Annotated in this window: 20 protein-coding genes; 9 read left to right on the top strand and 11 right to left on the bottom strand. The window is 39.4% G+C overall.

Annotation, left to right across the window (positions count from 1 at the left end; genetic code table 11):
* Window positions 1-162 precede the first annotated feature (162 nt).
* From CXF79_RS04785 to CXF79_RS04775, 3 genes are all read left to right on the top strand, one after another.
* Window positions 163-1,527, top strand: coding sequence for an NAD(P)/FAD-dependent oxidoreductase (locus CXF79_RS04785; protein ID WP_101154175.1), 1,365 nt, complete (start codon window positions 163-165; stop codon window positions 1,525-1,527).
* Window positions 1,528-1,735: 208 nt separating this feature from the next.
* Window positions 1,736-2,965 carry a M24 family metallopeptidase gene (locus CXF79_RS04780; RefSeq protein ID WP_101154174.1) on the top strand — a complete coding sequence of 410 codons (1,230 nt, stop codon included), beginning with the start codon at window positions 1,736-1,738 and terminating at the stop codon, window positions 2,963-2,965.
* 365 nt (window positions 2,966-3,330) lie between these two features.
* Window positions 3,331-4,299, top strand: coding sequence for a collagenase (locus CXF79_RS04775; protein WP_101154173.1), 969 nt, complete (start codon window positions 3,331-3,333; stop codon window positions 4,297-4,299).
* Window positions 4,300-4,465: 166 nt separating this feature from the next.
* On the opposite strand, the gene CXF79_RS04770 is transcribed toward CXF79_RS04775, so the two are convergent.
* Window positions 4,466-5,362, bottom strand: a complete 897-nt coding sequence (locus tag CXF79_RS04770) for a LysR family transcriptional regulator (protein ID WP_101154172.1) — start codon at window positions 5,360-5,362, stop codon at window positions 4,466-4,468.
* Between the two features lie 145 nt (window positions 5,363-5,507).
* Between CXF79_RS04770 and CXF79_RS04765 the strand changes: the two genes are divergently transcribed.
* Window positions 5,508-5,780, top strand: a complete 273-nt coding sequence (locus CXF79_RS04765; protein WP_101154171.1) for a hypothetical protein — start codon at window positions 5,508-5,510, stop codon at window positions 5,778-5,780.
* 274 nt (window positions 5,781-6,054) lie between these two features.
* Here CXF79_RS04765 and CXF79_RS04760 read toward each other — a convergent pair whose 3' ends face one another.
* The 7 genes from CXF79_RS04760 to CXF79_RS04730 form a co-directional block, all read right to left on the bottom strand.
* Complete coding sequence (locus tag CXF79_RS04760) at window positions 6,055-7,005, bottom strand: ornithine cyclodeaminase family protein (RefSeq protein WP_101154170.1); 951 nt, start codon at window positions 7,003-7,005, stop codon at window positions 6,055-6,057.
* Between the two features lie 319 nt (window positions 7,006-7,324).
* Window positions 7,325-8,407, bottom strand: a complete 1,083-nt coding sequence (locus CXF79_RS04755; protein ID WP_101154169.1) for a M24 family metallopeptidase — start codon at window positions 8,405-8,407, stop codon at window positions 7,325-7,327.
* Window positions 8,408-8,458: 51 nt separating this feature from the next.
* The gene (locus tag CXF79_RS04750; protein ID WP_101154168.1) at window positions 8,459-9,526 is read right to left on the bottom strand and encodes a proline racemase family protein; all 1,068 of its coding nucleotides are present in this window, start codon (window positions 9,524-9,526) and stop codon (window positions 8,459-8,461) included.
* A gap of 72 nt (window positions 9,527-9,598) precedes the next feature.
* Complete coding sequence (locus CXF79_RS04745) at window positions 9,599-11,413, bottom strand: MFS transporter (RefSeq protein ID WP_101154167.1); 1,815 nt, start codon at window positions 11,411-11,413, stop codon at window positions 9,599-9,601.
* Between the two features lie 126 nt (window positions 11,414-11,539).
* Window positions 11,540-13,072, bottom strand: a complete 1,533-nt coding sequence (locus CXF79_RS04740; RefSeq protein WP_101154166.1) for an aldehyde dehydrogenase (NADP(+)) — start codon at window positions 13,070-13,072, stop codon at window positions 11,540-11,542.
* 175 nt (window positions 13,073-13,247) lie between these two features.
* Entirely contained in the window at window positions 13,248-14,261 is a 1,014-nt protein-coding gene (locus CXF79_RS04735; RefSeq protein WP_101154165.1) for a 4-hydroxyproline epimerase, read from the bottom strand.
* 96 nt (window positions 14,262-14,357) lie between these two features.
* Window positions 14,358-15,272 carry a dihydrodipicolinate synthase family protein gene (locus CXF79_RS04730; RefSeq protein ID WP_011042285.1) on the bottom strand — a complete coding sequence of 305 codons (915 nt, stop codon included), beginning with the start codon at window positions 15,270-15,272 and terminating at the stop codon, window positions 14,358-14,360.
* A gap of 568 nt (window positions 15,273-15,840) precedes the next feature.
* Between CXF79_RS04730 and CXF79_RS04725 the strand changes: the two genes are divergently transcribed.
* Window positions 15,841-17,124 (top strand): NAD(P)/FAD-dependent oxidoreductase, encoded by a 1,284-nt coding sequence (locus tag CXF79_RS04725; RefSeq protein WP_101154164.1) that lies wholly within the window; start codon window positions 15,841-15,843, stop codon window positions 17,122-17,124.
* Window positions 17,125-17,254: 130 nt separating this feature from the next.
* On the opposite strand, the gene CXF79_RS04720 is transcribed toward CXF79_RS04725, so the two are convergent.
* Complete coding sequence (locus CXF79_RS04720; RefSeq protein ID WP_101154163.1) at window positions 17,255-18,223, bottom strand: DUF438 domain-containing protein; 969 nt, start codon at window positions 18,221-18,223, stop codon at window positions 17,255-17,257.
* Window positions 18,224-18,500: 277 nt separating this feature from the next.
* Between CXF79_RS04720 and CXF79_RS04715 the strand changes: the two genes are divergently transcribed.
* The 3 genes from CXF79_RS04715 to CXF79_RS04705 all read left to right on the top strand — a co-directional run bounded on the left by CXF79_RS04715 (window position 18,501) and on the right by CXF79_RS04705 (window position 22,388).
* Complete coding sequence (locus tag CXF79_RS04715; RefSeq protein ID WP_101154162.1) at window positions 18,501-20,411, top strand: DUF3604 domain-containing protein; 1,911 nt, start codon at window positions 18,501-18,503, stop codon at window positions 20,409-20,411.
* Window positions 20,412-20,518: 107 nt separating this feature from the next.
* Window positions 20,519-21,349 carry a peptidyl-prolyl cis-trans isomerase gene (locus CXF79_RS04710; RefSeq protein WP_101154161.1) on the top strand — a complete coding sequence of 277 codons (831 nt, stop codon included), beginning with the start codon at window positions 20,519-20,521 and terminating at the stop codon, window positions 21,347-21,349.
* A gap of 4 nt (window positions 21,350-21,353) precedes the next feature.
* Complete coding sequence (locus tag CXF79_RS04705; RefSeq protein WP_101154160.1) at window positions 21,354-22,388, top strand: HupE/UreJ family protein; 1,035 nt, start codon at window positions 21,354-21,356, stop codon at window positions 22,386-22,388.
* Between the two features lie 60 nt (window positions 22,389-22,448).
* On the opposite strand, the gene CXF79_RS04700 is transcribed toward CXF79_RS04705, so the two are convergent.
* Entirely contained in the window at window positions 22,449-22,763 is a 315-nt protein-coding gene (locus tag CXF79_RS04700; RefSeq protein WP_011042279.1) for a DUF2956 domain-containing protein, read from the bottom strand.
* Between the two features lie 32 nt (window positions 22,764-22,795).
* Complete coding sequence (locus CXF79_RS04695; protein ID WP_442871891.1) at window positions 22,796-23,290, bottom strand: phosphatase PAP2 family protein; 495 nt, start codon at window positions 23,288-23,290, stop codon at window positions 22,796-22,798.
* A gap of 434 nt (window positions 23,291-23,724) precedes the next feature.
* Here CXF79_RS04695 and CXF79_RS04690 point away from each other — a divergent pair, with 434 nt between their 5' ends.
* Window positions 23,725-25,788, top strand: a complete 2,064-nt coding sequence (locus CXF79_RS04690) for a M13 family metallopeptidase (RefSeq protein ID WP_101154158.1) — start codon at window positions 23,725-23,727, stop codon at window positions 25,786-25,788.
* Window positions 25,789-25,916 lie beyond the last annotated feature (128 nt).

Below are 25,916 nucleotides of genomic sequence, written 5' to 3'. Positions count from 1 at the left end.
AAATACGGTTAATTAATACTGACGTTTGTTTAGTTATATTTACAAAATACGCATCATTATTAAAGGGAAACTATCACTTTGTAACAACTTTATGCTGATTTAACACAAAGGGTTGTTTAAGGTACAAATCAATAGGCTTTACAAAACTACTTTGGATGAAACATGTACGACCCACTCCTTGATGAGTCACTTGCCAGCAATGCGCCCTACCCTAGTAGCTATTGGGCTGATGTCGCAGGAGTAGCCCCTAAAGATGATGGTCAGTTAAATAAAGATATCACTGTTGATGTTGCCATTATAGGCGCCGGATATACTGGCTTATCAACAGCACTGCACTTAGCGCGTGATCACGGTATCAAGGCGACTGTACTAGAAGCCAATCGAACCGCTTGGGGAGCAAGTGGCCGTAACGCTGGTTTTATTTTAAAGTCCTCAGGGCGTAAACCCTATGCAAGCATGCAATCTCAATGGGGAGAAGAGGTTATGCGAGGCATTTACCAAGAGATGTGTGCGGGCGTAGATACTGTCAAAAGTTTAATCGCTGAAGGCATTGATTGCGAGCCACAAGAAAGTGGTTATATTCGTGTAGCTCACAAGCCCGCTATGTTCAAAAGTTTACTTGCCACGGCAGCATTACAAAAAAAGATGTTTGGCTATGATATCCAAGAAATAAGTCGTGAACAGCTACACCAACAGTATATGGCAGATAACAATGCTTATGGTGCAATACGCTATCAAGATGGTTTTGGTACTAACCCATTAAAACTGGCGTGGGGTTATCAAAAACTAGCTCGACAAGCCGGTGTCACCATTCATTGTGATACTTCAGTAGAAAAGTGGCATCAAGAAACCTCTGATAAAAAAGATCAACAAAGCCAAACAACACAAACATTACACACACCATCTGGCATTGTAAAAGCTAAAAAGGTTGTTATTGCGACTAATGGTTATTCAGCCAAAAATTTCCATCCTTTAATTAAGAGCAAGAGCCTACCTGTACTCTCGCAAATAATTGTTACTCAACCACTAACACCTGAGCAATTGGTCGCTTGTAACTTTTTAACCAGCAATGTCATCATGGATACGCGGGCATTGAAATACTATTATCGAAAGTTACCTGATAATCGTATTTTATTTGGCGGTCGAGGGGCGATAACCGGAAAAAATGCAGCAGATCCATACTATGCTAATCGCTTACTCGCGGTATTGAAAACCAGCTTTCCTTCACTCTCAACACTACGCTACGATTATGCTTGGTCAGGCTGGTTATGTATGTCATTAGACGATATGCCTCATGTTTATCAAAATGAACAACAAAGTGTTTTTTATGCCATGGGCTACTGTGGCAGCGGCGTGTCTTTTTCGGTACAAGCAGGTAAGCGTTTAGCTGAAAAGGTGGCTGGAGTCACAGTGCCCAATTTACCCATATACCAAACGCCATTAGCAACATTTCCCTTCGCACCGCTAAGGCGTGTTGGCCAATGGGGCTATTTTCAATACGGTAAAATAAAAGACCGCTGGCTTTAACGATTCATTTAACTGCCCCCTTATTAAAGTCTTTTCAGTGTCATAACTCTGAACGATAAAACCCTTAACATTAAGTCTTGTTTCACTGAATAAAGTGTATACAATATACCCAAATTTATTATTGAGTACTTTAACTAGAGCGTAAACTAGAACTTGAATACTCAGTAGATATACTTCAAACAACGTTATATTTTTAAAGGAAAATGATATGTCCATTGGTATTGGCGGCTCTTCAGCCGAAATAGAATTAAATAAATTAACCGATATGACAGCTGATGTAGCCCCTATCTCATTAGATGAATATCAACAACGTATTAGTAAAGCACAACAGCTAATGCGTGAACAAAACATTAGCGCTTTGTATCTCAATGCGGGAACTAATTTAACTTATTTTACCGGTACTGTTTGGTATTCCTCAGAGCGATTAGTGGGTGCTATTTTACCTGCTCAAGGTGATTTAGTTTATATAGCTCCTTGGTTTGAAGTAAGTACGTTATCAGGCTTTATGCAAATCAAATCTGAAGTGGCTAGCTGGCACGAACATGAATCACCTTACCAACTGGTTATCGATGTATTAAAGAAAAACAACTGCGCACAAGGCACTATTGCCATTGATGAATCTACCGCTTTTTTTGCTGTTGACGGTATGATTAACGCTGCGAAAGATCAACAGCTCTCGTTAGATTTTACCAGCAGCAAAAGTATTACCGCGGGCTGTCGCATGATCAAATCAGCGAGTGAAATAGCCTTGTTACAACGTGCTAAAGACATGACCATGGTTGTGCACCGAGCCGTAGCCAAAATATTGACCGTTGGCATCACAACGTCACAAGTCACTGACTTTATCAATAAAGCACATCGTAAACTTGGTGCGCCTAAGGGCTCATCTTTTTGCATCGTTTTATTTGGCCAAGACACCGCCTACCCTCATGGTGTAAAAGAGCCTAAAACTCTCGATACTAACGATATGGTGTTAATCGATACTGGTTGTTTAGTGCAGGGATATAACTCAGATATAACCCGTAGTTATGTCTTTGGTGAAGCAACAGAAAAACAACGCGCTGTGTGGTTACATGAAAAAACAGCGCAAGCACAAGGTTTTGCTGCGGCAAAAATATCCTCTGCTTGCGAAGCGGTAGATATTGCTGCTCGCCACTATCTTGAAACGCAAGGTTACGGTCCTGATTACCAAGTTCCAGGGCTTCCTCATCGAACAGGGCATGGTGTTGGTTTAGACATTCATGAGTGGCCATATTTAGTCAGAGGCGATAAAACAGCATTAGCTGCTGGCATGTGTTTTTCTAATGAGCCTATGTTATGTCTTTATGGTGAGTTCGGTGTGCGCTTAGAAGATCATTTCTATATGACAGCGACAGGTCCCAAATGGTTTAGTGAGCCAGCTCATTCAATCGATGACCCTTTTGGTTATGAAGCATAATATCAATCCGTATAAGTAAGTTAAGTCGTTCTATACCCAAGCCACATGAAGATGCAGGTTTCAGCTGGAATTAGAAACGCCTTTAGGCAAGACATTGATTGAAGAGAATAGTTATTCTATTGTCGAAATCAATAACGTAGCATAAAGCGTTTATAAACCAGCCCTGTGGGGACGTTTGAGCAAATCATGTACTTCGTTGCCTCCTTTTTTAAGGAAATAACCCTTAATAAAAAGAGACGCCTTGATCATGAGTCGCTCAAGCGTCCTGAAACACGCATCTTCAAGTGGTTTGGGTATATATTCATTCATAGAGCGACTCACACCATCTCAATAGACTAAAATAATAATAAGTAAAAGAGATACTGATGAAGAATGCTACCCCCCCACTAATTACTGTTTTAAGTTGTAGTTTCGCTTTGGCTGCTTACTTTATTGCGGATTCAGCGATGGCAAATGAGACTGCTGCTGCTGTTGTACAGAACAAAGCAACTACAAATGAACAACTGGCTGGTGTTGAACAGGTACTCAAGCAAGTACACCATTGCAACAAGTCGATTACCCTCCGCTCACAAGCATTGTCTCGTGATAAAGTGATAAAGGCCTGCAATGAGCTTATCGCCCAAGAGGACAAGTTTCATCAAACTTTCAATACCCGCAATAAACCTGTTCGTGATGATCATAACATTAGCCTACGCGCGAACTTTTATAGTTCAAATGCAGAATACGTAAAATATGCCACTGAACATTTTACTATGCCTACTAATAATGGCGGCATGTACTTAGAAGGCTACCCAGAGAGACCAGGTAACCACGCTGAGTTTGTCGCCTACGAGCGTAATGGGGGTTTATGGAATTTATCCCATGAATATATTCATTATCTCGATGGTCGTTTTAATCGCTATGGTGATTATTGTAATGGTTTACATGATGATCATGCTGGCCCTGAGTTTTGCCCTACACCTAACTCATCATATCCGCACGGCGTTTGGTGGTCCGAAGGGGTTGCTGAATATATTGCTTGGGGTAAAAACAATCCAAAAGCAATAATAGTAGCAAGCAGTAAAACATATCCGTTAAGTGAACTATTTAACACTAGCTACAATCAAAATAATGGTAGCGATCGTGTTTATCGTTGGGGATATTTAGCAGTACGCTTTATGATGGAAAACCATCGCGATAAAGTCGAAGAGAGCTTGGCATTATCTCGCCAAGGTGATTGGGCTGGATATCAAGCATTAATGCGTTCTTGGTCAACATCAATGGATCAACAATGGTTTACTTGGTTAGACAGTCTTGTTGAAGAAAAAAACAATGCGGGCAAAGCGACTCCATAAGATAACTAATACGTATTAAAACCTGTATTAGTAGCTAAGTTAAGCGCTAACGACATAAAACATTGAGAATAAAGGCGCTAATGCAAATAAAGTTAGCGCCTTTGTTGTTGAGTAAAATAGCTTAATGATAGGTAGACAACACACAAAAAAATATATGGTTATAACATTACGAATTGTAATCAATATGATCCTTAATAAAATCTATAAACACTCTTACTTTTGGTGAGATAAGTTCTCGCTTTAAATAAATTGCATAGGTTGAACTCATACTTTCATACGGACTAAATATATTTTGCTCGAGTACCTGTACTAGTGTGCCATTATCAAGTTCATTGATTACCGACCATTTTGGCATTAAAGCAAATCCTGCATGATTTAAAATCAATTGTTTTTGACCATTTATCGAACGAACAGTGAGTCCACTTTTTATTGTTAATTTTGTAGGCTTATCGTTCATAAGATACCAATCCCGCCAACCAGCATATTCATAACGAATACACTCAAAATCGGTTAGTTCAAAAGGTGATTTGGGAGTCCCGTGTTCAGCAATGTACTGTGGACTGGCGCATAACAAAAAATTATTGCTCGTTAATTTAAGAGCAATTAAATTAGAGTCTCGCAGGCGACCTGTTCTGATCGCGACATCGACATTCTCTTCTACTAAATCAACAACTCGACCTGTCATTTCTAATTCTAAGTTTATTTCTGGGTATAATTTAGTAAAAGTAGGAATCATGGGTAAAATGCAGCACTCAGCAAAACCAACTGCCATGCTGACTTTTAAGTTCCCTTTGGGTTTTTGCTGCAAGTCGTTAACCGCGCATCTTGCTTCATCAAGATCTGATACTATTTTTTGTGAGTACTTGTAGTAGGTTTGTCCTGCTTCAGTAAGACCAATATTACGGCTTGTTCTTTTGAGTAATAATACCCCTAGCTCTTTCTCAAGAGCTGTTAACTGTCTTGATATTGATGAAGGTTGCACATCAAATATTCGGCTTGCCTTTGAAATACTGCCAGTCTCTACTACGCAATTAAAGTAGTGGAGTCGTGTTAACATGCTCATTTGCATTACCTTACCGATGTAATAAGTAGTGAACAGTAATTCATCTTTGCAATAAAAACAAAGGTAGTTTGCTTACAGCATTCTTGATAGCTTATTCCGCAATGATGTAAAATAGCTCAATGAGTAAAGCTATGAGGTAATATCTATGACTAAAAAGCCAGATTGCACTAGTGCGATGAAAAAGCTAATTACTGAAGTAAGGGGTGACTTTCCTTTTAACGTTCCAGAGGCAAATATTTGTGGTATATCCTGTATTGGCTGCCCTAAAAAGCTATTAGAGATTGTTGATACTGAACTTTGTGACTGGGAGTCAAAACTTGATAATCACGTTGTACCCAAATTTGGTGAAATATCACAATTAAGTAAACTTTGTAAAAATGTAAGACGGGGCTTAAAACGCAATGGTCTAGTCGAATAATGAACTTGCTAAAACCTTTAACTGCCTTTATGACGTACCAATGAGAACAAAGTGTATGGCATTGTTGCCCAGCTACTCCATAGAATCTTGATATTTATGCCGACTCTGTGTTCTGAAAGTTAATCTCCAGAGTTGGAGTTTCTTTAGACTTTATTGCTATTCTGGTCAGTCCCTACAGAGTAATTATTGAATTATAATAAACCATTATACTGCACCATAAAGCATCACTAATTACATTGAAATTCCATTGCAATAGTGATGCTTTTTACATAAATTAATCTGCTAACTTTTCTACTACGCTATGTGCCGCTACTAAATCACTAATCGCTGTGCCTACCGACTTAAATAACGTTATTTCATCGCTTGATTGGCGCAGCATTGATGGCGTTTTACACATGTCAGCTAATTCGCCTACAATCTCATCCTTGTTAAAAGCATCTTCTGCCATAGGGATAAGTAATTCACCCGCTTCATTTAAGGTATTCGTTAAGCTATCAACATATACCCTAGCGCGTAATATTGTTGTTGTATCGCATTCACGCGCATCAGTCATGTGATTACCTAAGCAATCAATATGACAACCTGCACTCACGCTATTCCCATCAAAAAGAGGTGTTTTTGCCCCCGTTGCACAGCAAATAATATCAGCAGTTGCTACCTCAACATTGACATCAACACTGGTTTTAAACGTAACAGCTGGATACAAAATACTAAAGTCTGCAATCAGTTTGCTAACTTTTTTTGCATTACGTCCCCACAGAGTAACTTGCTTAATATCTCGCACAGTTAAATGCGCTTTTACTAAATAACTTGCTAGATTTCCGGTACCAAATAACATCAGATGTTGGCTATTTTTTCGAGAAAGTAATTGGCTGGCTAATGCTGAAATAGCTGCTGTTCGCCAATACGTAACACTGGTGCCATCAACCAGTGCTAACGGCTCACCTGTTTGGCGTTTAAACAGCATTATTTTCGAAAACAAACCCGGTAAATCATGCTTTTTCGCGTTGTCAGGAAAGTAAGTAAAAGCTTTATTACCAATCACTTCTTCATTCCATGAAGGTAATAAGGCAAACGCATCATGATTTTCACTTTGCTCAGGCGCTAGTGAGTAAACCTGACGCTGAGGCATACTAAATGGGCGACTAAAATTCTGTTTTAGTAAAGGGATCAACTCTTCAAAGTTTAGGTTTTGGTGGACTTGTTCGGCGCTAATAATTTTCATCGAGATCTCATTTTCACTGTTAATGTTGTAAAGTAGTTATACCAATTCAAGTAAGTATGATCACACGCAGCGAGACTTAAAAGGCTTAGAGGCAAGGCATTGATTGAAGATAATGGTTCTTCCCTTTTCAAAATAAATAACGTGGCATGTAAGCCTTTTAAACTCGCCCTTTGGGAGTTTGTCAGCAACCTGATAACCGCACATAATTCCCTTAAGATAGAATAACTATACATAAAAAAATTATATTTGTTCTCAAGCTGCTGACAAGCTCTGAGTGGGAGCAAACTTATTTGATTTGGTATCATTGGGTAAAAATTCGCTAGAGTTCAATCAAGCCCTTAGGCGATTTAGTCAGTATTTTTAAACCCTCATCAGTTAACACCACATCATCTTCTATGCGTATACCACCCCAACCAGGAATGTAAATACCCGGTTCTATGGTAATAACGCAACCTTTCTCAATAGTCGTATGACAGTCAGGTCCAATGAATGGTTGTTCATGTAACACTAAACCTACTCCATGTCCTAAGCCTTCTCCTGCGTATTTTTTATATTCACTGTTGAGTAATATGTTTGCTGATTGTTGATATAAATGACTACCTAATACACCTTCATAAACTGCATCAATTGCCGCTTGCTGTGCTGATTGCACCAATTGATAGATATGTTTTTGCTCTGCACTTGCTTGACCAAAAACAAAGGTACGTGTCATATCTGAGCGATAACCATTAACCACAGCGCCAAAATCAATTAAGATGACATCACCAAGCTTTAATTGCTTGTCTGACGGAATACCGTGAGGCAAAGCACTGCGCTCACCAAATAATAAAATGGTGGCAAAAGATACTTCTTCTGAGCCAAGTTTCGCCATTTGATAATCTAGTTCAATGGCCAGTTCTCGCTCAGTAACACCCCCTTTAACTGAATTAAGCATGGCAGCTAAAGCTGTGTCTGCTATTTTTGCTGCTTGCTCAATCGAAGAAATTTCACTGGTCGATTTAATAAATCGTAGTGCTTCAACGGCGCCACTAACAGCTTCTATTTGGCTCAACTTCGTTAATTGGCTGATCTGTTGATGAATCTGTTGCCATTGCATCACACTAATATGTTCACTTTCAAAACTAAGGCTTTGACAATCATCTTGAAATAACAAGTCTTCAATCAGCGAAGCTAAACTTTGATTGGCTCTATCTCGGCAAATAACGTTAAAGTGGCTGGCTTGTGTTTTGGCTTGCTCAAAGTAACGGTAATCAGTCAGTAAATAGTTGCCTTTGCTGGTCAATAAAATGGTCGCTGCATGGCCAGTAAAAGTTGAAAGGTAACTGATATTGATATCACTAAAGATCAACATGGCACTGTGAGACTTGTTTAATATTTTCTCTCGTAATCTTGTTAAGTTCATAATACTCCTTAAATATTTTAGTTCTAATTTTTTAAATATGTATTTATTTGATTATCTTAATAAAAAACCATATTTCAACGGATCTTCAGCGTTAATAAACCACTGGCCTTTACCACAGACATAGGCATCACCTGTTACCTCAGGAATCACCGCATCAAAACCGGCAAAGCATACTGTTTCAATAGCTCGGACACTAAACGAACTCGCTAAAATGCTCTCTATGGTAATCGTTTCATTTAAAACTATTTGCTGTTTGGCATGATGCAAAGCGATACGTCCACTAACCCCACTGCCAGTAGGACTCCTATCTAATTCGCCATCAGCAAAAATACAGACATTGCGTGAATGCACATCTTGATTCGGTGAGTCATCAATAAAAATAACGCCATATAAAAAACTCAATTCTGCGGTCGTTGGATGATTAATTTCAAACTGAGGAATAATGGCTTGTTTGATTTTTCGGCCATACGCTATGAGCTTTTCTTGTTGCTCAGGCACCAATGACAAACCAAGAGAAGAGGCTTGTACATAAGCATAAAAAGCACCACCGTAAGCAATATCAAACTGAACCATGCCAATGCCATCAACCTCAACCTGTTGATCTTTGGCATAAACAAATGAAGGTACGCATTGAAAGCTAACGTGTTTCACTACATTATTGTGGCTATAAGCCATTGCGTAAATCTGTCCACAAGGTACATCGATAACAACTTGAGTAACATCGCCTGTTCTGGCAACTACACCTGACTCTACCGCAGTTTTTGTCAAAGCTATAACTGCATGACCACACATACTGCTATAACCTTCGTTATGAATAAACACAGCACCAAAGTGGCTATCGTCTCGCTCAGCGCCAGTAATAATAGCGCCATACATATCAGCATGCCCCCGAGGCTCAAACATCAATGCTCGACGAAGTTGATCATAGTTTTGCTTACAATCATTTGCTTTTGCCAAAATGGTATTGCCTTTTAATACAGGAAAACCACTGGTGATAATACGCAATGGCTCACCACCGGTATGGCACTCAAGGGAATTAATGGTTAAATAACTTTCTTGCTCAATTTTTGGCTGCCATTGTTCGAATTTTACAGCTGCTTGCGCTATATTTTTTGTCATTGCTGATTCTCATTCCTTAACAATTTACTGAAACACAATGGTACTACTCTATTTTTACTCATAACTTATTCCTTAAGCGACCGATAATGACTGCTCTTTTTGTGCTAACTGCTGTTTTTGTATATCGCTAATAAAGTGCTTATTAAAAAAATAAAAAGCGATACAAGTCACAAAACCTAGACAGGCAATAATGGCCCACATCCATTCAGGACGTGATAATTGGCTGGCAAAATAGCCATATAACCAACCTGAAAGTAAGCCAGCAAATAAATTACCTAATGCCATAGAAACAAAGTAGTAGCCCATGAACATGGCCGCTTTATCTTTAGGGGCAAAGCTTGCCACGTATTCTTGGCTTTTAGGTGCTGAAATCATCTCGCCAACGGCAAATACCATAACCCCACAACACACAAATAATCCGCCAAAGATCAAGCCGTGGGCAAAGCCCTGCATTAACATAGAAACGGATAAAATGGCGGTACCGACAATCAACGCCGGCAAGGCTTTAAACTTATCAACAACGTGGCTGATAGCAATTTGAAAAATAATAATCATTAAAAAATCGATGCTTAAAATAGTCGCGGGATTCATTTGACGATATTGCGTCGACCACTGAATCGCTAAGTTTTTGCTTAATGCTTCTGCACTTGAGTCCGTTACTAACTGCATTTGATTTAGTTGAGCAAAACTATGGATAATCTCATGCTCAGGAATACGTACATCGAGTGCGGAAAACGTGCGTATTACCTCTTGTAAAGCCATAGGACTTTGGCCGATATCGACCTCTCGATAATACTCAGCTAATCGTGAGATTTCCCCCGATAGTATGTCAATATTAACTGACGTTAAAACATCATGTAACCAAGGACTAAGAGAATGAAGAATTGAGACTAAATCTGAACTATCGACAAAATCTCGAATGTAGACAGGTAAGGTAACGAAAATTTGCATATAGACAGTCCAAAACCCTGTCAAAATAAGCAAATAGATCATAAAAGGTTTATTACCAATACGCATTTTTTGTAAATACCATGGCAAACTTACTGGCGCTAACAAGTCATGTTCAGTGACTTTATTGCTATTTGGGGCACTATATTTCGCCACAGTAATATCCCAAACAGCAGCACTGATCACCAGAAAGATAACAATTAACAGCGTACTTTGTGCGCCAATAAAACCCGCATAAAAAGCCACTAACAGCACCAATAAAGGAACGACTAATAAGGCTAAACGGAAATTACCAAGTACCTGCTGCATTTCTTGAAAGACTTGTTTCAGAGTTTTGTCTTTTGCATGACGTTCAGGCTCTTTATAGAAAAATAACGCTGGAATAAAATTTACCGAAATCCAAATACAGGCAAAAATGAACACCCATTGCCAGCCATAATGCTTTTGAATTATCGGCGCTAATACTGGGCCTAGAAAGCCGCCAATATTAACCATCATATAAAAAATACCAAAGCCTAAACCGCGGTTAGTATCATCCGTTGTTCGGCTAATGGTTGCGGTGACTACTGGTTTAAAGATTCCAGCGCCAAGCGCTATCAACATGAATATGCTCATAAAGCTTGTTAAATCTTTGGCGTAACCTAAGAAATAATAACTCGGCGCCATTAAAATAAAAGACAATAAGAACATTTTTCGATAGCCAAATCTGTCTGCTAATGCGCCAGAAATGACAGGAAAAAGATAAAGAAAGAAAGGCACCACGCCCATAATCAAGCCACGCTCAGTATTACCTAAACCTAAGCCGCCTTGAGAACTTGGCGTCATAATATAACTAGCAAGTAGTGTATACATGCCATACCAAGCAAGTCGCTCAAAAATCTCCATGGTATTGGCTACATAAAAGGATCGCTGAAAAGGACTTCGTTTAGTTTGGCTCACTATCTTATCTACCTGTAGTGTAAAATCTGTGACAATAGTTCAGTTCTGCGATTGAACGTAACAATGAACTTTAGCGAAAAAAAAACCAAGAACATAATGTGCACTTGGCTTTAAACTTATCTTTAGTTAATCTCTCAACAAGGTCGGTAACAACTCTGCCGGCATATTTTGATAACAGATAGGTCGTCTAAAACGAGTAATTGCTTCACTGCCCACTGACGTTGTTCTGATGTTAGTTGATGCTGGGAACGGACCACCGTGATTCATTGAGGCGCACACTTCAACACCTGTAGGCATTTGATTATAAATCAAGCGTCCTACTTTATGGGCAAGACTTTGACTCAGCACTTTGGCTTCAGCTAAATCACTATCCAAACCATGAATACTGGCGGTTAAATTACCTTTAAGTAAAGTTACAAACTCCATCATTTCAGTCGTATCTTCACAGCGAACAACCAAAGCACTAAAGCCAAACACTTCTTCTTGTAATAATGGCGTTTTAGCGAATGCAGCAAGATCGGTGGCAAATAAAGACGCTGAACACTCTTGCTCATTTCCCATAAGGCCTGTTGATAGCAAACTAACACCGCTCAGCACTTCACGCTCTGCAACAGCATCGTTATAGCTGGCACACATGGCAGGCGTTAACATAACACCAGCAGATTGTTGTGCTAACGCTTCACTTGCTGAGGCGATAAAAGTTTGGTAATTTTCACTTTCTTCACTACCTACGACCACCCAAACCCCAGGGCTGGTACAAAATTGTCCTTGTCCCATCATTAATGAAGCAACTAGGCCTTGTGCTATTTCATTGCCATCTTGTGCCAATTTATTAGGCATAATAAATTGCGGGTTAATACTGCCAAGCTCGCCATAAAAAGGAATAGGCTCAGGGCGTTGATGAATTTGCGCTTGTAAAATCATACCTACACGTTCAGAGCCCGTAAAACCAACAGCCTTCACTAATGGGTGAGTCACAATTTGCGTAGCAATAGCGTAGTTTTTACCTTGAATAAGGGAGAACACTCCACGGTCTAATTCGCAAATACCAATCGCTTTGAGTATTGCTCTTGCGACTAATTCAGCGGTAGCTGGATGTGCGGCGTGCGCTTTCATCACCACAGGACAGCCCGCAGCTAATGCCGATGCGGTGTCGCCACCAGCAGTAGAGAAAGCAAGAGGAAAGTTACTTGCTGCAAAAACACCAACCACACCTAAAGGTAAATAACCTAAACGGGTATCTGGCTTTGGTAACGGTTGGCGATCATTGTTTGCTTGCTCAATAACGCCTTGATACTCACCTGCTTCTAATAAATCAGCAAATAAACCAAGTTGGCCAATTGTTCTGCCTCGCTCACCTTGAATACGCATTGCTGGTAAACCTGTTTCACCACAAGCGGTTTCAACAAGTTCATCACCTAAGGCAAGAATTTCAGCCCCAATGGTCCGTAAGAAAGTAGCGCGCTTTTTTGCACTTAACTGGCTATAAGTAATGAACGCTTCATTGGCACGGTTGACCGCGGTGTTTACTTCAAGCATTGTTGCCTCAGCAAACTCAAGATCAATAGCACAATGTGTTTGGGCATTAAATGCTTTAAAGCCACCTTGTGTATTGCCTGACCATTCGCCAGCAATTAAATTCTGTCCTGTTATTGTCATGTTCTTACTCACTTATATTGCTAAGTGTCTTTATTGAATAAAGACACTGGGTGTAATTCGTAGTTAAATTTGTATTTAAATTCTGCTTAAAGTTGTGCTTAAACCTTCACTTAAACAAAGAATACGATGGGAGTTTTCCATGTTTTCACCCTTTGTTAGCTCTGTATTAGTTAGTTTACTTAACGCTAAAGCCAAAAGCATAAGGGTCATCGTCATCAATAGTGATGCAGTTTTTTGCAAAAACTTTCGCCCAACCTTGTATGCTCGGCATTATGGCGGTTATAGGTTTGCCTTGAGTAGCTAACTCCACAACACCTTCAATCTTGCCGGTGAATTGACTACCGATATAACTCTCATGAATAAAAGTATCCCCTAAAGCTAACTCACCTTTGGCAAATAATTGTGCCATTCTCGCGCTAGTTCCCGTGCCGCAAGGAGAGCGGTCAATGGCTTTATCGCCATAAAATACCGCATTGGCTGCGTCTGAGCCTTTGGTTTGCGATTTTCCTGTCCACAAAACGTGGCTAACGCCATTTACACTGGCATCTTCTGGGTGAACACAATCAAGGGTTTTACTTGCCACTTCACGAATAACAGGACTCCACTGTAATATCTCTGCAGCACTCCATTGGTCGATTCCGGGGAAGTTTTCTTGTGGTTCAACAATCACATAAAAATTACCGCCGTAAGAGACATCGACAGTTAACTGACCCAACTCAGGAATATCTAAAGTGATATCTCGGTGTGCTAAGTAGGAGGCAACATTGAATATTTTAACGTTAGAAACTTTGCCATCATTTTCTTGATACTCAATGATAATTTGACCTGCAGGCACATCAATAATGAGCTTACCTGGAATTTTTGGCGTGATAATACCGCTCTCTAATCCTGCGGTAACCGTGCCAATAGTGCCATGTCCACACATAGGCAGGCAGCCAGAAGTTTCAATAAATAGAATCGATGCATCGGCATTATTACTGCAAGGTGGATATAAAAATGCACCAGACATCATATCGTGCCCACGCGGTTCAAACATTAACCCTCGACGTATCCAGTCATAGCGCTCAATGAAATCAAGTCGCTTTTCACTCATAGTTTTACCCACTAAATGGGGGTGACCGCTGGTTACTAATCGAACCGGATTACCACAAGTGTGTGCATCAATACAAAAAAATGTACCCTTAACCATATTGTCCCCAAGCGTTGTAATTTATCTTAATTAACTAACGATGCGCGAGTACTGAAAAAGACTTTCAAGACTCGCGAATTAATGAGAGATCGAAAATTAATCTAAGTTAAATTTGCTTAAATCGATACGATTAGCAACCGCTTCATTATAGATACGTTCTACGTTTGCACGCTCATCACCAACTAAAGGCATACGTGGAGCACGTGTTAATTCACTACCACGACCGGCAAGTTGTTCACATAACTTGATGCACTGCACAAGTTTAGGTACGGTATCTAAGCGTAATAAAGGTAAGAACCAGCGCCAAATTTCAAGCGCTTCGGCATAACGTCCTTGCTCTGCTAATTTATAGATAGCAACGGACTCTTTTGGGAAAACATTTGTTAAGCCTGAAATCCAGCCAGTACAACCCAGCATTAAAGATTCAAGGGCTATGTCATCTACGCCGCCAAAAATAACAAAACGATCATCAAATGCGGAGTACAACTCAGAAATACGACGCGTATCTTCAGTTGCTTCTTTAATTGATACTATGTTGTCTTCTTGTGCCAAGATTTTCATGCCTTCAATGCCAACATCAACACCATAAGTAACAGGGTTGTTGTAAATCATAATAGGTAAACCACAATTACGCGCAATTTGCTGATAATGATTTACCGCTTCGCTTTCATCAGACTTGTAAATCATGCCTGGTAAAACCATTAAGCCATCAATACCTATCGCTTCGCAGGCTTGTGAGAATTCAATCGCAAACTGAGTCGATGTTTCAGCAACACCAGAAAGTACCGGCACACGACCCGCAACAACTTCTTTTACCGCTTTTAAAATAGCGACTTTTTCTTCACGGGTATGTGAAGCATTTTCACCAACAGTTCCTAAAGCAATGATGCCATTAACACCTTCTTTGATAATGGTATCAACCATTTGAGTAGTTGCTTCAAAGTTAATAGATAAATCTTCGTTGTATTGCGTTGTTACTGCTGGGTAAACACCTTGCCAGTTTACGTTCATAATATTCTCTTCATTTTTCGTGATTAAAGACCAATCGCGACGCTCCACCATTGGTTTTGATAAACTATTGCTAGTCAGATTTAAATATATTGTATACAATATTTAATTTGTGGCAAGTATAATTTTTGACTTAACCTCAACTCTGCTTAAGAGATAGATAAAACAGTAAATTAATTATTAAGCCGTGCTGAGGTTATTTAATCAAAATGCCAATATACCCGTGATCATTCAAAATGCATGTTTCAGTGGGAGAAAAAAACGATTTAGGCAAGGCATTGATTGTAGTGAATGGTTGTTCAGGAGAATATGCTCCTGCATTCTCTAATAAGCTACATCCATGTAGCGTCTTTCTCAAAATCAATAACGACGTATAAATCGTTTTTAGCCCCATCAAAGAAGCGCTTGAGTAATATCATTTTATTGTTCCGCCAAAGAAATAGGGAATAACCTGATTTAATTGACGCGCCTCAAACTGAAATTGCTCAAGCACTCTGAATCGAGCATTTTGAATGATTACGGGTGTAACACTATCGATTTAAACTTTCAGTCATCACAGGGTATTAGTTAAATGAGCACAGTCGTTGATCAAGAAGGGAATAACAAACAACAAACCGTTGCGGTTATCGGTGCTGGAATTATCGGTATAAACTGTGCGTTAGAATTACAAAGCTTAGGCTATCAAGTGACCTTACTTGATAAAGAAGGCATTGGTTTAGGGTGCTCTAAAGCTAATGCTGGTCATTTTGCTACTGAACAAGTCTTTCCACTTGCTGAGTTTTCATTGTTATGGAAAATGCCAAAATTACTGTTTGATCCGCTTGGGCCTGTCGCTTTATCTGCCAAGCACTTCATCAAAGCCATTCCGTGGTTTATGCAGTTTTTTAATAATATGCGCCCAACACTACGTAACAAAAACAAGAAAGCCCTACAAGCACTCAACAAAAATGCCATCCACCATTATACAGCACTACTGAAAGCTGCTGAGGCCGAGCATTTAATTAGCTTAGATGGTTCGTTACTAGTCTTTGAAACCAATGACCGAACTAAAGTTGAGCTTATGTATCAGCATTATTTAGCTGCGGGCATTGCGGTAAAGCTTTTAGATAAAAGGCAAACCCTTGAGTTAGAGCCCAACTTAAGTAACAACATCAACTACTCACTCTATTTTACTGATGTTGCCCATACCATTGACCCGCTAGCACTGAGCAAAACATTGGCTGAGTTTGCTATGTGTAAAGGCATGACCTTTCAACAAACAGCCGTAACTTCTGTCACTCAGACACAGTCTGGAGTCACCGTAGAGATAGATGAACAACATTTACATGTTGATCACTGCGTTATTGCATGTGGCGCGTGGTCAAAAAAGTTACTCAATGGCTTAAACTATCATTTACCTATCGAAGCTGAGCGAGGATATAGTTTGAGTTTACCCACTTCAGCAGCAGCCAGCGCCCTTTTGTCTCGGCCCATTGCTTCTGCCGAACGTCGCTTTATTATTACGCCGATGGGTAAAACATTAAGGTTAGCAGGTACTGTTGAATACGCGGGGCTGAACGCTCCGGCAAATTATAAGCGTGCTGAAATGTTAAAAGGTAATGCCGCTTATATTTTAAAGAGATTGCCTGAAAATGAAGAGAAGCAAGAAGCTTGGATGGGGTGTCGTCCATCACTACCTGACTCTTTACCCGTAATTTGCCAAGCGCCAAATCATGATAAAATCTTCTTTGCTCTTGGGCACCAACACTTAGGGTTAACACAAGGAGCAATAACGGGGAAACTTATCGGTCAGTTAGTGACAGGGCATTTACCTGAAATTAATATAGAACCTTTTTGCATCAGTCGCTTTAACTAAGCGGTGTTGAATAAGTTAACTCTAATCAAAAAAAGGCATTGTGGTAAATAACCACCCTGCCTTACTAATATTAGCTTTATGCTTTGGTGAATTTTGTTATTTTAATTGATATACAGTTAACTGGGTATTGCTAGCCCCAATCAAGTAATCGTTGCTGACCTTCTATTTTCAAAATTTCAGTGATATCTTGCGACATTTCAATAACACCTTTGTAAGTGCCTTCTTTATCTCTAATAGCAAAGTAACGAATATGAATTTTCTTATCTTTAAAGTTAATCCAAAATTCAGCCTTATCTTGGGTGCCCTTTTTAAATTCTTCAAGAATTTTCAAAACGTGATCGACTGACTTAGGTGGGTGACAGAACTTAACTTCCCGACCAATAATACCAGCAGAGCGAGGGAACACACGGTTATCACCGCGATTGTAAAAAACTACGATGTCATTTTCATCAACATAGGTAAGATCTATTGGCATAAACTGCAACATCAGGTTTAACTGCTCTGTCGAAATATAGCCTTCATCAAGGCGAATACGATCGTCGGTTGAAAAAGGTAAACGGCGTTTACGTCTATCTTCGCCAGGATGCACGTACTCTTCTGCTGGGTAAGGTACTGGCTCTTTAGCTAACATCCAACCAATCTCCATATCCCCTTCTCGCATCTCTTGCCAATCTTCTTCACTTAATAATTCAAGGGCATTTGGAAAAAGTCTATGTTCTTCTATCTCCATCAGGTGAAATAATTCACGGTCTATACGTTTGACAATTCTGGTGACTTTATTAAGTGACTTTGCTTCTATACAGCCCCTTACTTCACGGAATAAATCTCGTATTTCATCGTGAAATGCCCACATTCCTTGGCTAGGTCCTGTCCAACCATGTTTCTCCAAATAAGGGAAAAGCTGGTTTTCTTTTCGAGTAAAGCGCTTTTCAACACCAGATAGTTGATTAAATACATTAAAAAATAATTCAAAATCAACTTGCGCATCTATTGCACATATCTCTGAAAGTAAAGATTGAACCAACAGATTTTCTTCAAAGTAAACTTTTACAGGATGTCCATCAGGTAAAGCATTTACATATTCTGGCCAAGAACTCATCACTAGACTCTATTAAAAATAAAACAGCATTTTTACAAATTCAAAATATTCATGTTTAGGCATAGATCATAACTTTTCAAATTAGTTGTTATAAAGTAAACAAGCCAGTACTGAGTTGATCAGATCATTTAATAAATTCAAATCATAGTCAGCTATCTTCAAGTTGAGTATTGAAAAGTAACCCCTTTCCTACTTTACACAACTATAATCACCAGCTAACCTTAGGTGTAATTTTGTACTATAAGTTATTGTTGTTAGATACTTACAAGGACTGGTTATGCTGAATAATAAGATTGTTACCGCCGTTAGCCTTGCTTGCGTACTTGCCGCTGGGCAAAGTGCGTTAGCTTCACAAACAACCGAAGCGGATAAAAAATATTCGCCTCGTGCGAATAATACGCAACCTAATAATGTGTATTGGGGCGATTCTCATCTTCATACCGGTCTATCACTTGATGCTGGCTTATTTGGTAATACCGTTAGTATTGATGATGCCTATCGCTTAGCCCGAGGCGAACAAATTAACTCCGCGAAAGGTATTCCAGTAAAACTTGCCCGCCCGCTAGATTGGTTAATTGTGACTGACCATTCAGATTTAATGGGTATTGCCACTGATATTCAAAATGGTACCGATAATATTTTAGCCATACCCAAGGCTAAAGAATGGCATGAAGGGTTTAAAAAAGGTGGTAAAGCCGCTGGCGAAGCTGCTTTTGATTTAATCGGTAACTTTGCTCAAATGACGTTACCTAAGCAACTGGTGAAAGAATACAGCCCTGGCTCTGCAGTATTTAACCGTATATGGAAAACCATAGTCAATGCCGCAGAAGAGCATAATGAGCCAGGCCTATTTACTGCTTTTATCGGTTTTGAATGGACCTCTGTGCCTAAAGGTTTCAACTTACATCGAAATGTTATTCTTCGTGATAATGCCGATTTAGCTTTAAAAGTTGAGCCTTTAACAACACAACCACCACTCGGTAGTACTGATCCGTTAGCGCTATATCAATGGTTAGAAGATTATGAAAAAAATACTGGCGGTAGAGCTTTTGCATTTTCACATAACGGTAACTTATCAAATGGTTGGATGTTTCCTACCGAAGGAACTTATGCTGGTGGCACCGTTGATAAAAATTATGTAAAACTCCGCGCTAAATGGGAACCGCATTACGAAATTACCCAAATAAAAGGTGATGGTGAAGCACACCCTTATTTATCACCTGAAGATGAATTTGCTGATTATGAAACCTGGGATGTGGGTAATTTAGATATTTCCCAAAAGAAACAACCTGAAATGCTTAAAGGCGAATATGCCCGTGAAGCGCTTAAACAAGGGTTACTGTTAGAGGAAAAATTGGGTTATAACCCCTATAAATTTGGTTTTGGTGGCGCAACAGACAGCCATACCTCATTAGCAACTGCTGATGAAGATAACTTCTTTGGTAAATCTACCAGTGTTGAACCCTCAAAAGATCGTATTAACCATCCATTTGTTTCATCTGATTTAGGTGCATTTGAGGGTTACAAGTTAGTTTCTTCTGGTTATACAGGTATTTGGGCACATGAAAATACCCGTGGCGCATTATTTGATGCCATGGAGCGTAAAGAAACTTACGGTACCACGGGCCCTCGCATGACAGTTCGATTCTTTGGTGGTTGGGATTATAACAAACAAGATTTACAAGCCAATGATCCGGCAAAAGTAGGCTACGCGAAAGGTGTACCAATGGGCGGTGATCTTGTTAAGCAAAAATCTAACAAAGCGCCTTCTTTTATGGTTTATGCTATGAGAGATCCGAAAAGCGCTTACCTTGATCGTATTCAAGTCATCAAAGGCTGGTTAGATAAATCAGGTAAATTACATGAGCGTGTTTATGATGTTGCTGTTTCTGATGGGCGTAAAATTGACAGCTCAGGCCGTACTAAAAAGGCAGTAGGTAACACCGTTGATTTAAATACGGCGACTTGGACAAATAGCATTGGTGATGCTCAGTTATCTACAGTGTGGACCGATCCTGACTTTGATAAAAATGAGTCGGCATTCTACTACACCCGTGTTATCGAAATCCCAACACCGCGATGGGTGTTATACGATAAAGTAAGGTTAGGTGCTGTATTACCTAAAGAAGCAGAACTTGTTGGTCAAGAACGCGCTTATTCTTCGCCAATTTGGTATTCAGCTAAATAAGAATCAAGCTCTGTGAGTGTGATAACTCCCAGAGCTTTCATCCAATCACTGACAATAGACCATTAATTTTTATTATTTTACATCTACTTTATATTACTACTCATACTATGCTTAAAAAACTGATTACCGAACCACTGGTTCACTTCCTCGTTATTGCTATTTTGTTATTTATTATCTTTGAACAACTTAATGCACAAGATGACAACCCGAATACAATTACCATCAGCCAAGGGCGAATAGAACAAATTAAACAAAACTTTTTAACTCGCTGGAACCGTGCCCCTTTAGCAAAAGAGTTAGAAAATGCAACACTTCACTACGCGGTTAATGAGATGTATATTCGTGAAGCACGCGCATTAAATATGGATAGGGGTGATAAAGTAATTGATAGACGTTTAAGACAAAAAATAGAGTTTTTGATTGAAGATCTTGTTACGACTAAAGAGCCAAACAATACAGAGTTAATGCAATTTTATCAGCAGCATATTGAAAACTATCAAACCCAGCCACTGCTAAGCTTTCAACAAGTTCATTTATCCATTGATGGTAATCACGATGAATTACAACAAAAAATTGTTCTGCAGCAACTATCAATCAAACAAGGTAAAACACCACAAGGCGACCTGAAATTACTCCCTTACCAAGTAACCAATAAAGATTCTGTGCAAATAGATAGATTATTTGGCAAAAGTTTTAGCAAACAGTTAATCCATGCTCCTTTATCTTCATGGTCTGGGCCTATCGAATCTTCACATGGCGTACACTTTGTTTTAATCGAACAAAGAAGTCCTGCGGTCAATAAAGCTTTTGAATCAATAAAATCAACGGTATTAGCGGATTGGCAATATAAAAACTTACAAAGCGCCAAAGCAAGCTTTGAGGAACGCCTACTGAAAAGTTATACCATAGCGCAAGAATCTGCAGCTAAGGCGGAGTGATTTGATGATCTTTTCTCTGCAGATAGAAATAAAAAGACTATTACGTCTTACGTTGCTGTTACCACTTTTGACTTTCTTTTGCAGTCAAGTACTCGCCGATGACATGAGGCCTGCCTCACTGACAATTACCGCAACTAGTGACGCAGATTTTGACGTGGTTTGGAAAGTACCACTTCGCAATGGTAAAAAAGAAAAAATTAGCTTTGTATTACCTAAGAATAGTCAGCAGTTAGGTTTAACAAGAAAACATGTCGTTAATAATGCTTATATCGAATATAGCCGATTTCATCGAGCGGCCGGGTTATCAGGAATGATGCTCAGCATTGACGGCATTGAAAAATCAAAGGGCGATATACTCGTTCGAATAATAGCAGTGAATAAAGACACCCTAACAACCATACTCAATGTAGATACTCCTGAATACTTGATAAAAAAAGTGGTCTCACTAAGTACCTTTGACACTGCGATTACCTATATAGAAATTGGTATAGAACACATTCTCATTGGTTTAGACCACTTATTATTTGTTGCTTGTTTGGTGTATATCTCAGGTACGCGAAAAAAACTACTCTATACCATTACAGGTTTTACCATAGCTCATTCAATCACACTATTTTTGTCAGCAACAAATGTCATGGTTATCCCAATTGAGCCAGTAGAAGCGGTTATCGCATTAAGTATTATTTTTTTAGCCTGGGAGATAGCCAAAAACAAACAGCACAGTTTAAGCTTACGCTATCCGGTCTTGGTCTCATCGAGTTTTGGCTTACTTCATGGATTTGGTTTTGCGGCAGTACTGAGTGATATAGGGCTACCCGAAACGGAAAAATCATTAGCATTATTGAGTTTTAATATCGGCGTAGAATTAGGTCAGTTAATTTTTGTTTTGGCACTATTTTTATTGGTTAAGTTCGCATCAGTACTTTATAAATGGCTACAACATAAGCCATTAACCTTACCCATGCTGCGTTTACCAATTAGTTACCTTTGCGGTATCACAGCAACCTTTTGGCTAATTGAACGATTAGCGGCTTTTTAACAATCTGCTTTACCAGCTAAGTAAACAAGTAACGGGTTAGTTAATTTATTTTTTAACGCATTAGCTCAAGAAAATGTAACCAATAAAACCAAGCCAACTAACACCTAATAGTATCCAAGGTAAGTAATTGCTACTTTGAGTTTCGGTCAGCTCAGTGGTGTCTTCTGTGAGCAGCTGTTTTTGCTTTACTTGCTGTTTACGGTCTTTATCTCGTTCACGTGACTTTTTACTTTGCTGTTTTTTATATTCTGAAATACCTTTTTCTATCCCTTGGGCAATGAGCTTAGTTTGCTCTTTTGTTTGCCCTTTTTTTTGTGTGCCTTTGGCAACTTTGAGCGCTTGCTCTTGAGTTTCTTGTGATACTTTATTATTCATAGATAAAATCTCTTATAACGTAACTAAACTGGTTAAAAGCTGCCGCTGAAGTTAATGCCGTAATGCCCACTTTTAGCTGTAGGTGAAATAGTAATACCTGAGTAGGGTTCAGTGAAATATAGGCCTGAAATGATACCTATAGCAGCCCCCGCTAGAACATCTTCTAGATAGTGTTTATCGCTTTCAACTCGACTATAACCCACAAAAGTCGCACCGATATAAGCAGGAATACCCCACTTCCAGCCATAACGTTGTTGAATAAAGGTTGCTGCAGCAAAACTATCAGCCGTATGACCTGACGGAAAAGAGTCATCGCCAGAGTCGTCTGGTCTGTCTTTATCAACGCCATACTTTAATCCTTCCACCGCCACACGAGAGACAACGCCTGTTTTTATAAGCTGCCAGCTGCCTTCATAATCATCTTCTATCACTAACGTTGCGCCTAGGGCCGTTGCAGGTAAAAGCAAGTGGATGATGTCTCCTGATTTTTCTAAAGAAGACTTTGCAAGTACGGGAACTGCAACCAGTAATAAAAATATAAATGAAAGTGTTTTCACCAAGCTAACTCATAAAATAACAAATCGTGGCCGTCTTTATACCTAGCAAAATCAATAATTGCAAAGATGATTTGACTGGGGATGACGAGTCAGGAGTGTAATTCACAAAAGACCATGCATAACTATTGTTTGTTTTCCCCCTCAACGAATAGAGATATGTAACGGTAGAGTAACAATGACCTCGTCGAGTAAACCCTACCGTTAAACGTATCTAGGTTGACATTTTATTAACATACGCGAAAATGTCAGGGTTCAAAGTGGTACCGTTAACTATAAGCGAATAATTAATATTTAAAAAAGTAATGAAGCAATCCCGACATCTTAGTTGATACATCAACACTTAGATGCTTTTTTAATGTCGCTATAAACCGTATTACTAATTAATTTAAAAAGAGAGTTATTCTATGAAAAAAACTTTGATAGCCATTGCCTTAGCAACTACCGTTATTGGCGGTTGTGGCATGTTTGACGCGAGTAAAGACAACAATAATAAAAGTACTATGGCCAGTAAAGCCGAACTAGGAAGCTTCGGTGTTGATTTAAGCGCCCGTAATGAAGTAGTAAAACCTGGTGATGACTTCTTTATGTATGCTAGTGGTACTTGGTATGACCATTATATAATGCCTGCCGATAAAACACGTTTTGGTGCTTTTACGGGTTTAGCTGAGCGAAGCGAAACACAAGTAAAAGAAATTATTGACGACATTACTAGCCGTACTGATTTAAACGCTGATGAACAATTAGTGGCTGATTTTTATCAAGCCTATATGGACACTGAAACCGTTAATAAATTAGGCATCAGCCCGATCCAATCGACTTTAGACCAAATTAGCGCAGTAAAAAATACTGAAGACTTAACCAAAATATTTGGTGAAGCATGGTTAACAGGTGCTAAGTCTCCTATTGGCGGTTATATGTGGTTTAACCGTTTAAACCCAAATCAATATGAAATGTCTGTTGGTGCTGGTGGTTTAGGTCTTCCTGATCGTTCTTACTACTTAGAAGAAAGTGAACGATTTGAGAAAACGCGTAATGCCTATGTAGAACATATCGTTACTATGTTGAGTTTTGCTGGCATTGAAAACGGTCAAGTACGTGCTGAACAGATTTTAGCGCTAGAAACTAAAATTGCTCAAGGTCATTGGCCACGTGAGAAAAAACGTAATCGCGACCTAACCTTAAACCAAGTACAACGTACCGATTTAGCTAAACAATACCCAGATTTTGACTGGGATACTTACTTCGCTCAATCTGGCTACAAAGTGCCACAGCTTAATATTTCTCAGCCTGAACCAGTTAAAGCAATGATCGCTTTGGTTAATTCAGAGCCATTATCGATTTGGCAAGACTATTTAACCTTCCATACTATTAGTGGTAATGCCGATTTATTATCTGAAGATATTTATGCGGCTAACTTTGCTTTTTATGGCAAGGAGTTAAGTGGTCAGCAAGAGCCTCGTCCACGTTGGAAGCGCGCTATCGGCGAAATGTCTGATACTGAATCTTTAGGTTTTGCTATTGGTAAAGTGTATGTCGCCCGTTTCTTCCCTGAAAGTTCAAAACTACAAATGGCTCAACTCGTTGAAAACTTACGTACTGCACTAGGCCAACGTATCGACGGACTTGATTGGATGGGTGAAGAAACCAAAGTTAACGCTCATGCTAAGCTTGCCGCATTTAATCCTAAAATTGGTTACCCTGATGTATGGCAGGAGTTTGATGGCGTAACCATTTCTAAAAATGACTTGGTTGGTAACATCAAACATCTTCGTCAATTTTTTAATGCTGATAGCGTTGCAAAAGAGTTAAAGAAAACCGACCGTAATCGCTGGGGTATGACACCACAACGTGTAAACGCTTATTACAACAGTTCATTTAATGAAATTGTATTCCCTGCAGCAATTTTACAACCGCCATTTTTCGATCCAAATGCTGATGCTGCAGTTAATTACGGTGCAATTGGTGCAGTAATTGGTCATGAAATGGGTCACGGTTTTGATGATCAAGGTTCAAAGTCAGATGCTAATGGTATTCAACGTAACTGGTGGACTGATGAAGATCGTGATGCTTTTGATGCTAAAGCAGACCAACTCGTTGCACAATACAATCAGTATGAGCCTATTCCTGATAACTTTGTTAACGGCCGCAATAGCTTAGGCGAAAATATTGGTGATGTTGGCGGTTTATCTATGGCTTACCATGCTTACCGATTAAGCTTAAATGGCAAAGAAGCACCAGTTATTAACGGTGTTACCGGTGATCAACGTTTTTTCTTAGCTTGGGCACAAGTATGGAAAGAAAAACGCACTGAAAAAAGTATGTTAAACCAGCTTCGTGGTGGTACACATGCGCCAGGTCGTTTTCGTGCTCAAGCACCGCGTAACCATGATGCATGGTACAAAGCGTTTGACGTAAAACCAGGTGATGCTTTGTATTTAGCAGAAGATGAACGCGTTCGCATTTGGTAGTCATAGCTAAGTTGAACTATTCAACTTAGCTATGTTATGAATAGATAGCGAATAAAAAAATGCCAGTCAGTTACCTGACTGGCATTTTTTATTGCTCGCTATGCTCTATAAAACAGCTTTATTAAAAA

This window comes from Colwellia sp. Bg11-28 (genome assembly GCF_002836245.1).
Classification (GTDB): Bacteria; Pseudomonadota; Gammaproteobacteria; order Enterobacterales; family Alteromonadaceae; genus Colwellia; species Colwellia psychrerythraea_A.
This window is presented reverse-complemented; position numbering and strand designations above follow the sequence as displayed.

Excerpts from the sequence above, each read along its gene's own strand:
- CXF79_RS04785 (WP_101154175.1), top strand. The coding sequence starts at position 163 with ATGTACGACCCACTCCTTGATGAGTCACTTGCCAGCAATGCGCCCTAC.
- CXF79_RS04780 (WP_101154174.1), top strand. The coding sequence starts at position 1,736 with ATGTCCATTGGTATTGGCGGCTCTTCAGCCGAAATAGAATTAAATAAA.
- CXF79_RS04775 (WP_101154173.1), top strand. The coding sequence starts at position 3,331 with ATGAAGAATGCTACCCCCCCACTAATTACTGTTTTAAGTTGTAGTTTC.
- CXF79_RS04770 (WP_101154172.1), bottom strand. The coding sequence starts at position 5,362 with ATGAGCATGTTAACACGACTCCACTACTTTAATTGCGTAGTAGAGACT.
- CXF79_RS04765 (WP_101154171.1), top strand. The coding sequence starts at position 5,508 with ATGACTAAAAAGCCAGATTGCACTAGTGCGATGAAAAAGCTAATTACT.
- CXF79_RS04760 (WP_101154170.1), bottom strand. The coding sequence starts at position 7,005 with ATGAAAATTATTAGCGCCGAACAAGTCCACCAAAACCTAAACTTTGAA.
- CXF79_RS04755 (WP_101154169.1), bottom strand. The coding sequence starts at position 8,407 with ATGAACTTAACAAGATTACGAGAGAAAATATTAAACAAGTCTCACAGT.
- CXF79_RS04750 (WP_101154168.1), bottom strand. The coding sequence starts at position 9,526 with ATGACAAAAAATATAGCGCAAGCAGCTGTAAAATTCGAACAATGGCAG.
- CXF79_RS04740 (WP_101154166.1), bottom strand. The coding sequence starts at position 13,072 with ATGACAATAACAGGACAGAATTTAATTGCTGGCGAATGGTCAGGCAAT.
- CXF79_RS04735 (WP_101154165.1), bottom strand. The coding sequence starts at position 14,261 with ATGGTTAAGGGTACATTTTTTTGTATTGATGCACACACTTGTGGTAAT.
- CXF79_RS04730 (WP_011042285.1), bottom strand. The coding sequence starts at position 15,272 with ATGAACGTAAACTGGCAAGGTGTTTACCCAGCAGTAACAACGCAATAC.
- CXF79_RS04725 (WP_101154164.1), top strand. The coding sequence starts at position 15,841 with ATGAGCACAGTCGTTGATCAAGAAGGGAATAACAAACAACAAACCGTT.
- CXF79_RS04720 (WP_101154163.1), bottom strand. The coding sequence starts at position 18,223 with ATGAGTTCTTGGCCAGAATATGTAAATGCTTTACCTGATGGACATCCT.
- CXF79_RS04715 (WP_101154162.1), top strand. The coding sequence starts at position 18,501 with ATGCTGAATAATAAGATTGTTACCGCCGTTAGCCTTGCTTGCGTACTT.
- CXF79_RS04710 (WP_101154161.1), top strand. The coding sequence starts at position 20,519 with ATGCTTAAAAAACTGATTACCGAACCACTGGTTCACTTCCTCGTTATT.
- CXF79_RS04705 (WP_101154160.1), top strand. The coding sequence starts at position 21,354 with ATGATCTTTTCTCTGCAGATAGAAATAAAAAGACTATTACGTCTTACG.
- CXF79_RS04700 (WP_011042279.1), bottom strand. The coding sequence starts at position 22,763 with ATGAATAATAAAGTATCACAAGAAACTCAAGAGCAAGCGCTCAAAGTT.
- CXF79_RS04690 (WP_101154158.1), top strand. The coding sequence starts at position 23,725 with ATGAAAAAAACTTTGATAGCCATTGCCTTAGCAACTACCGTTATTGGC.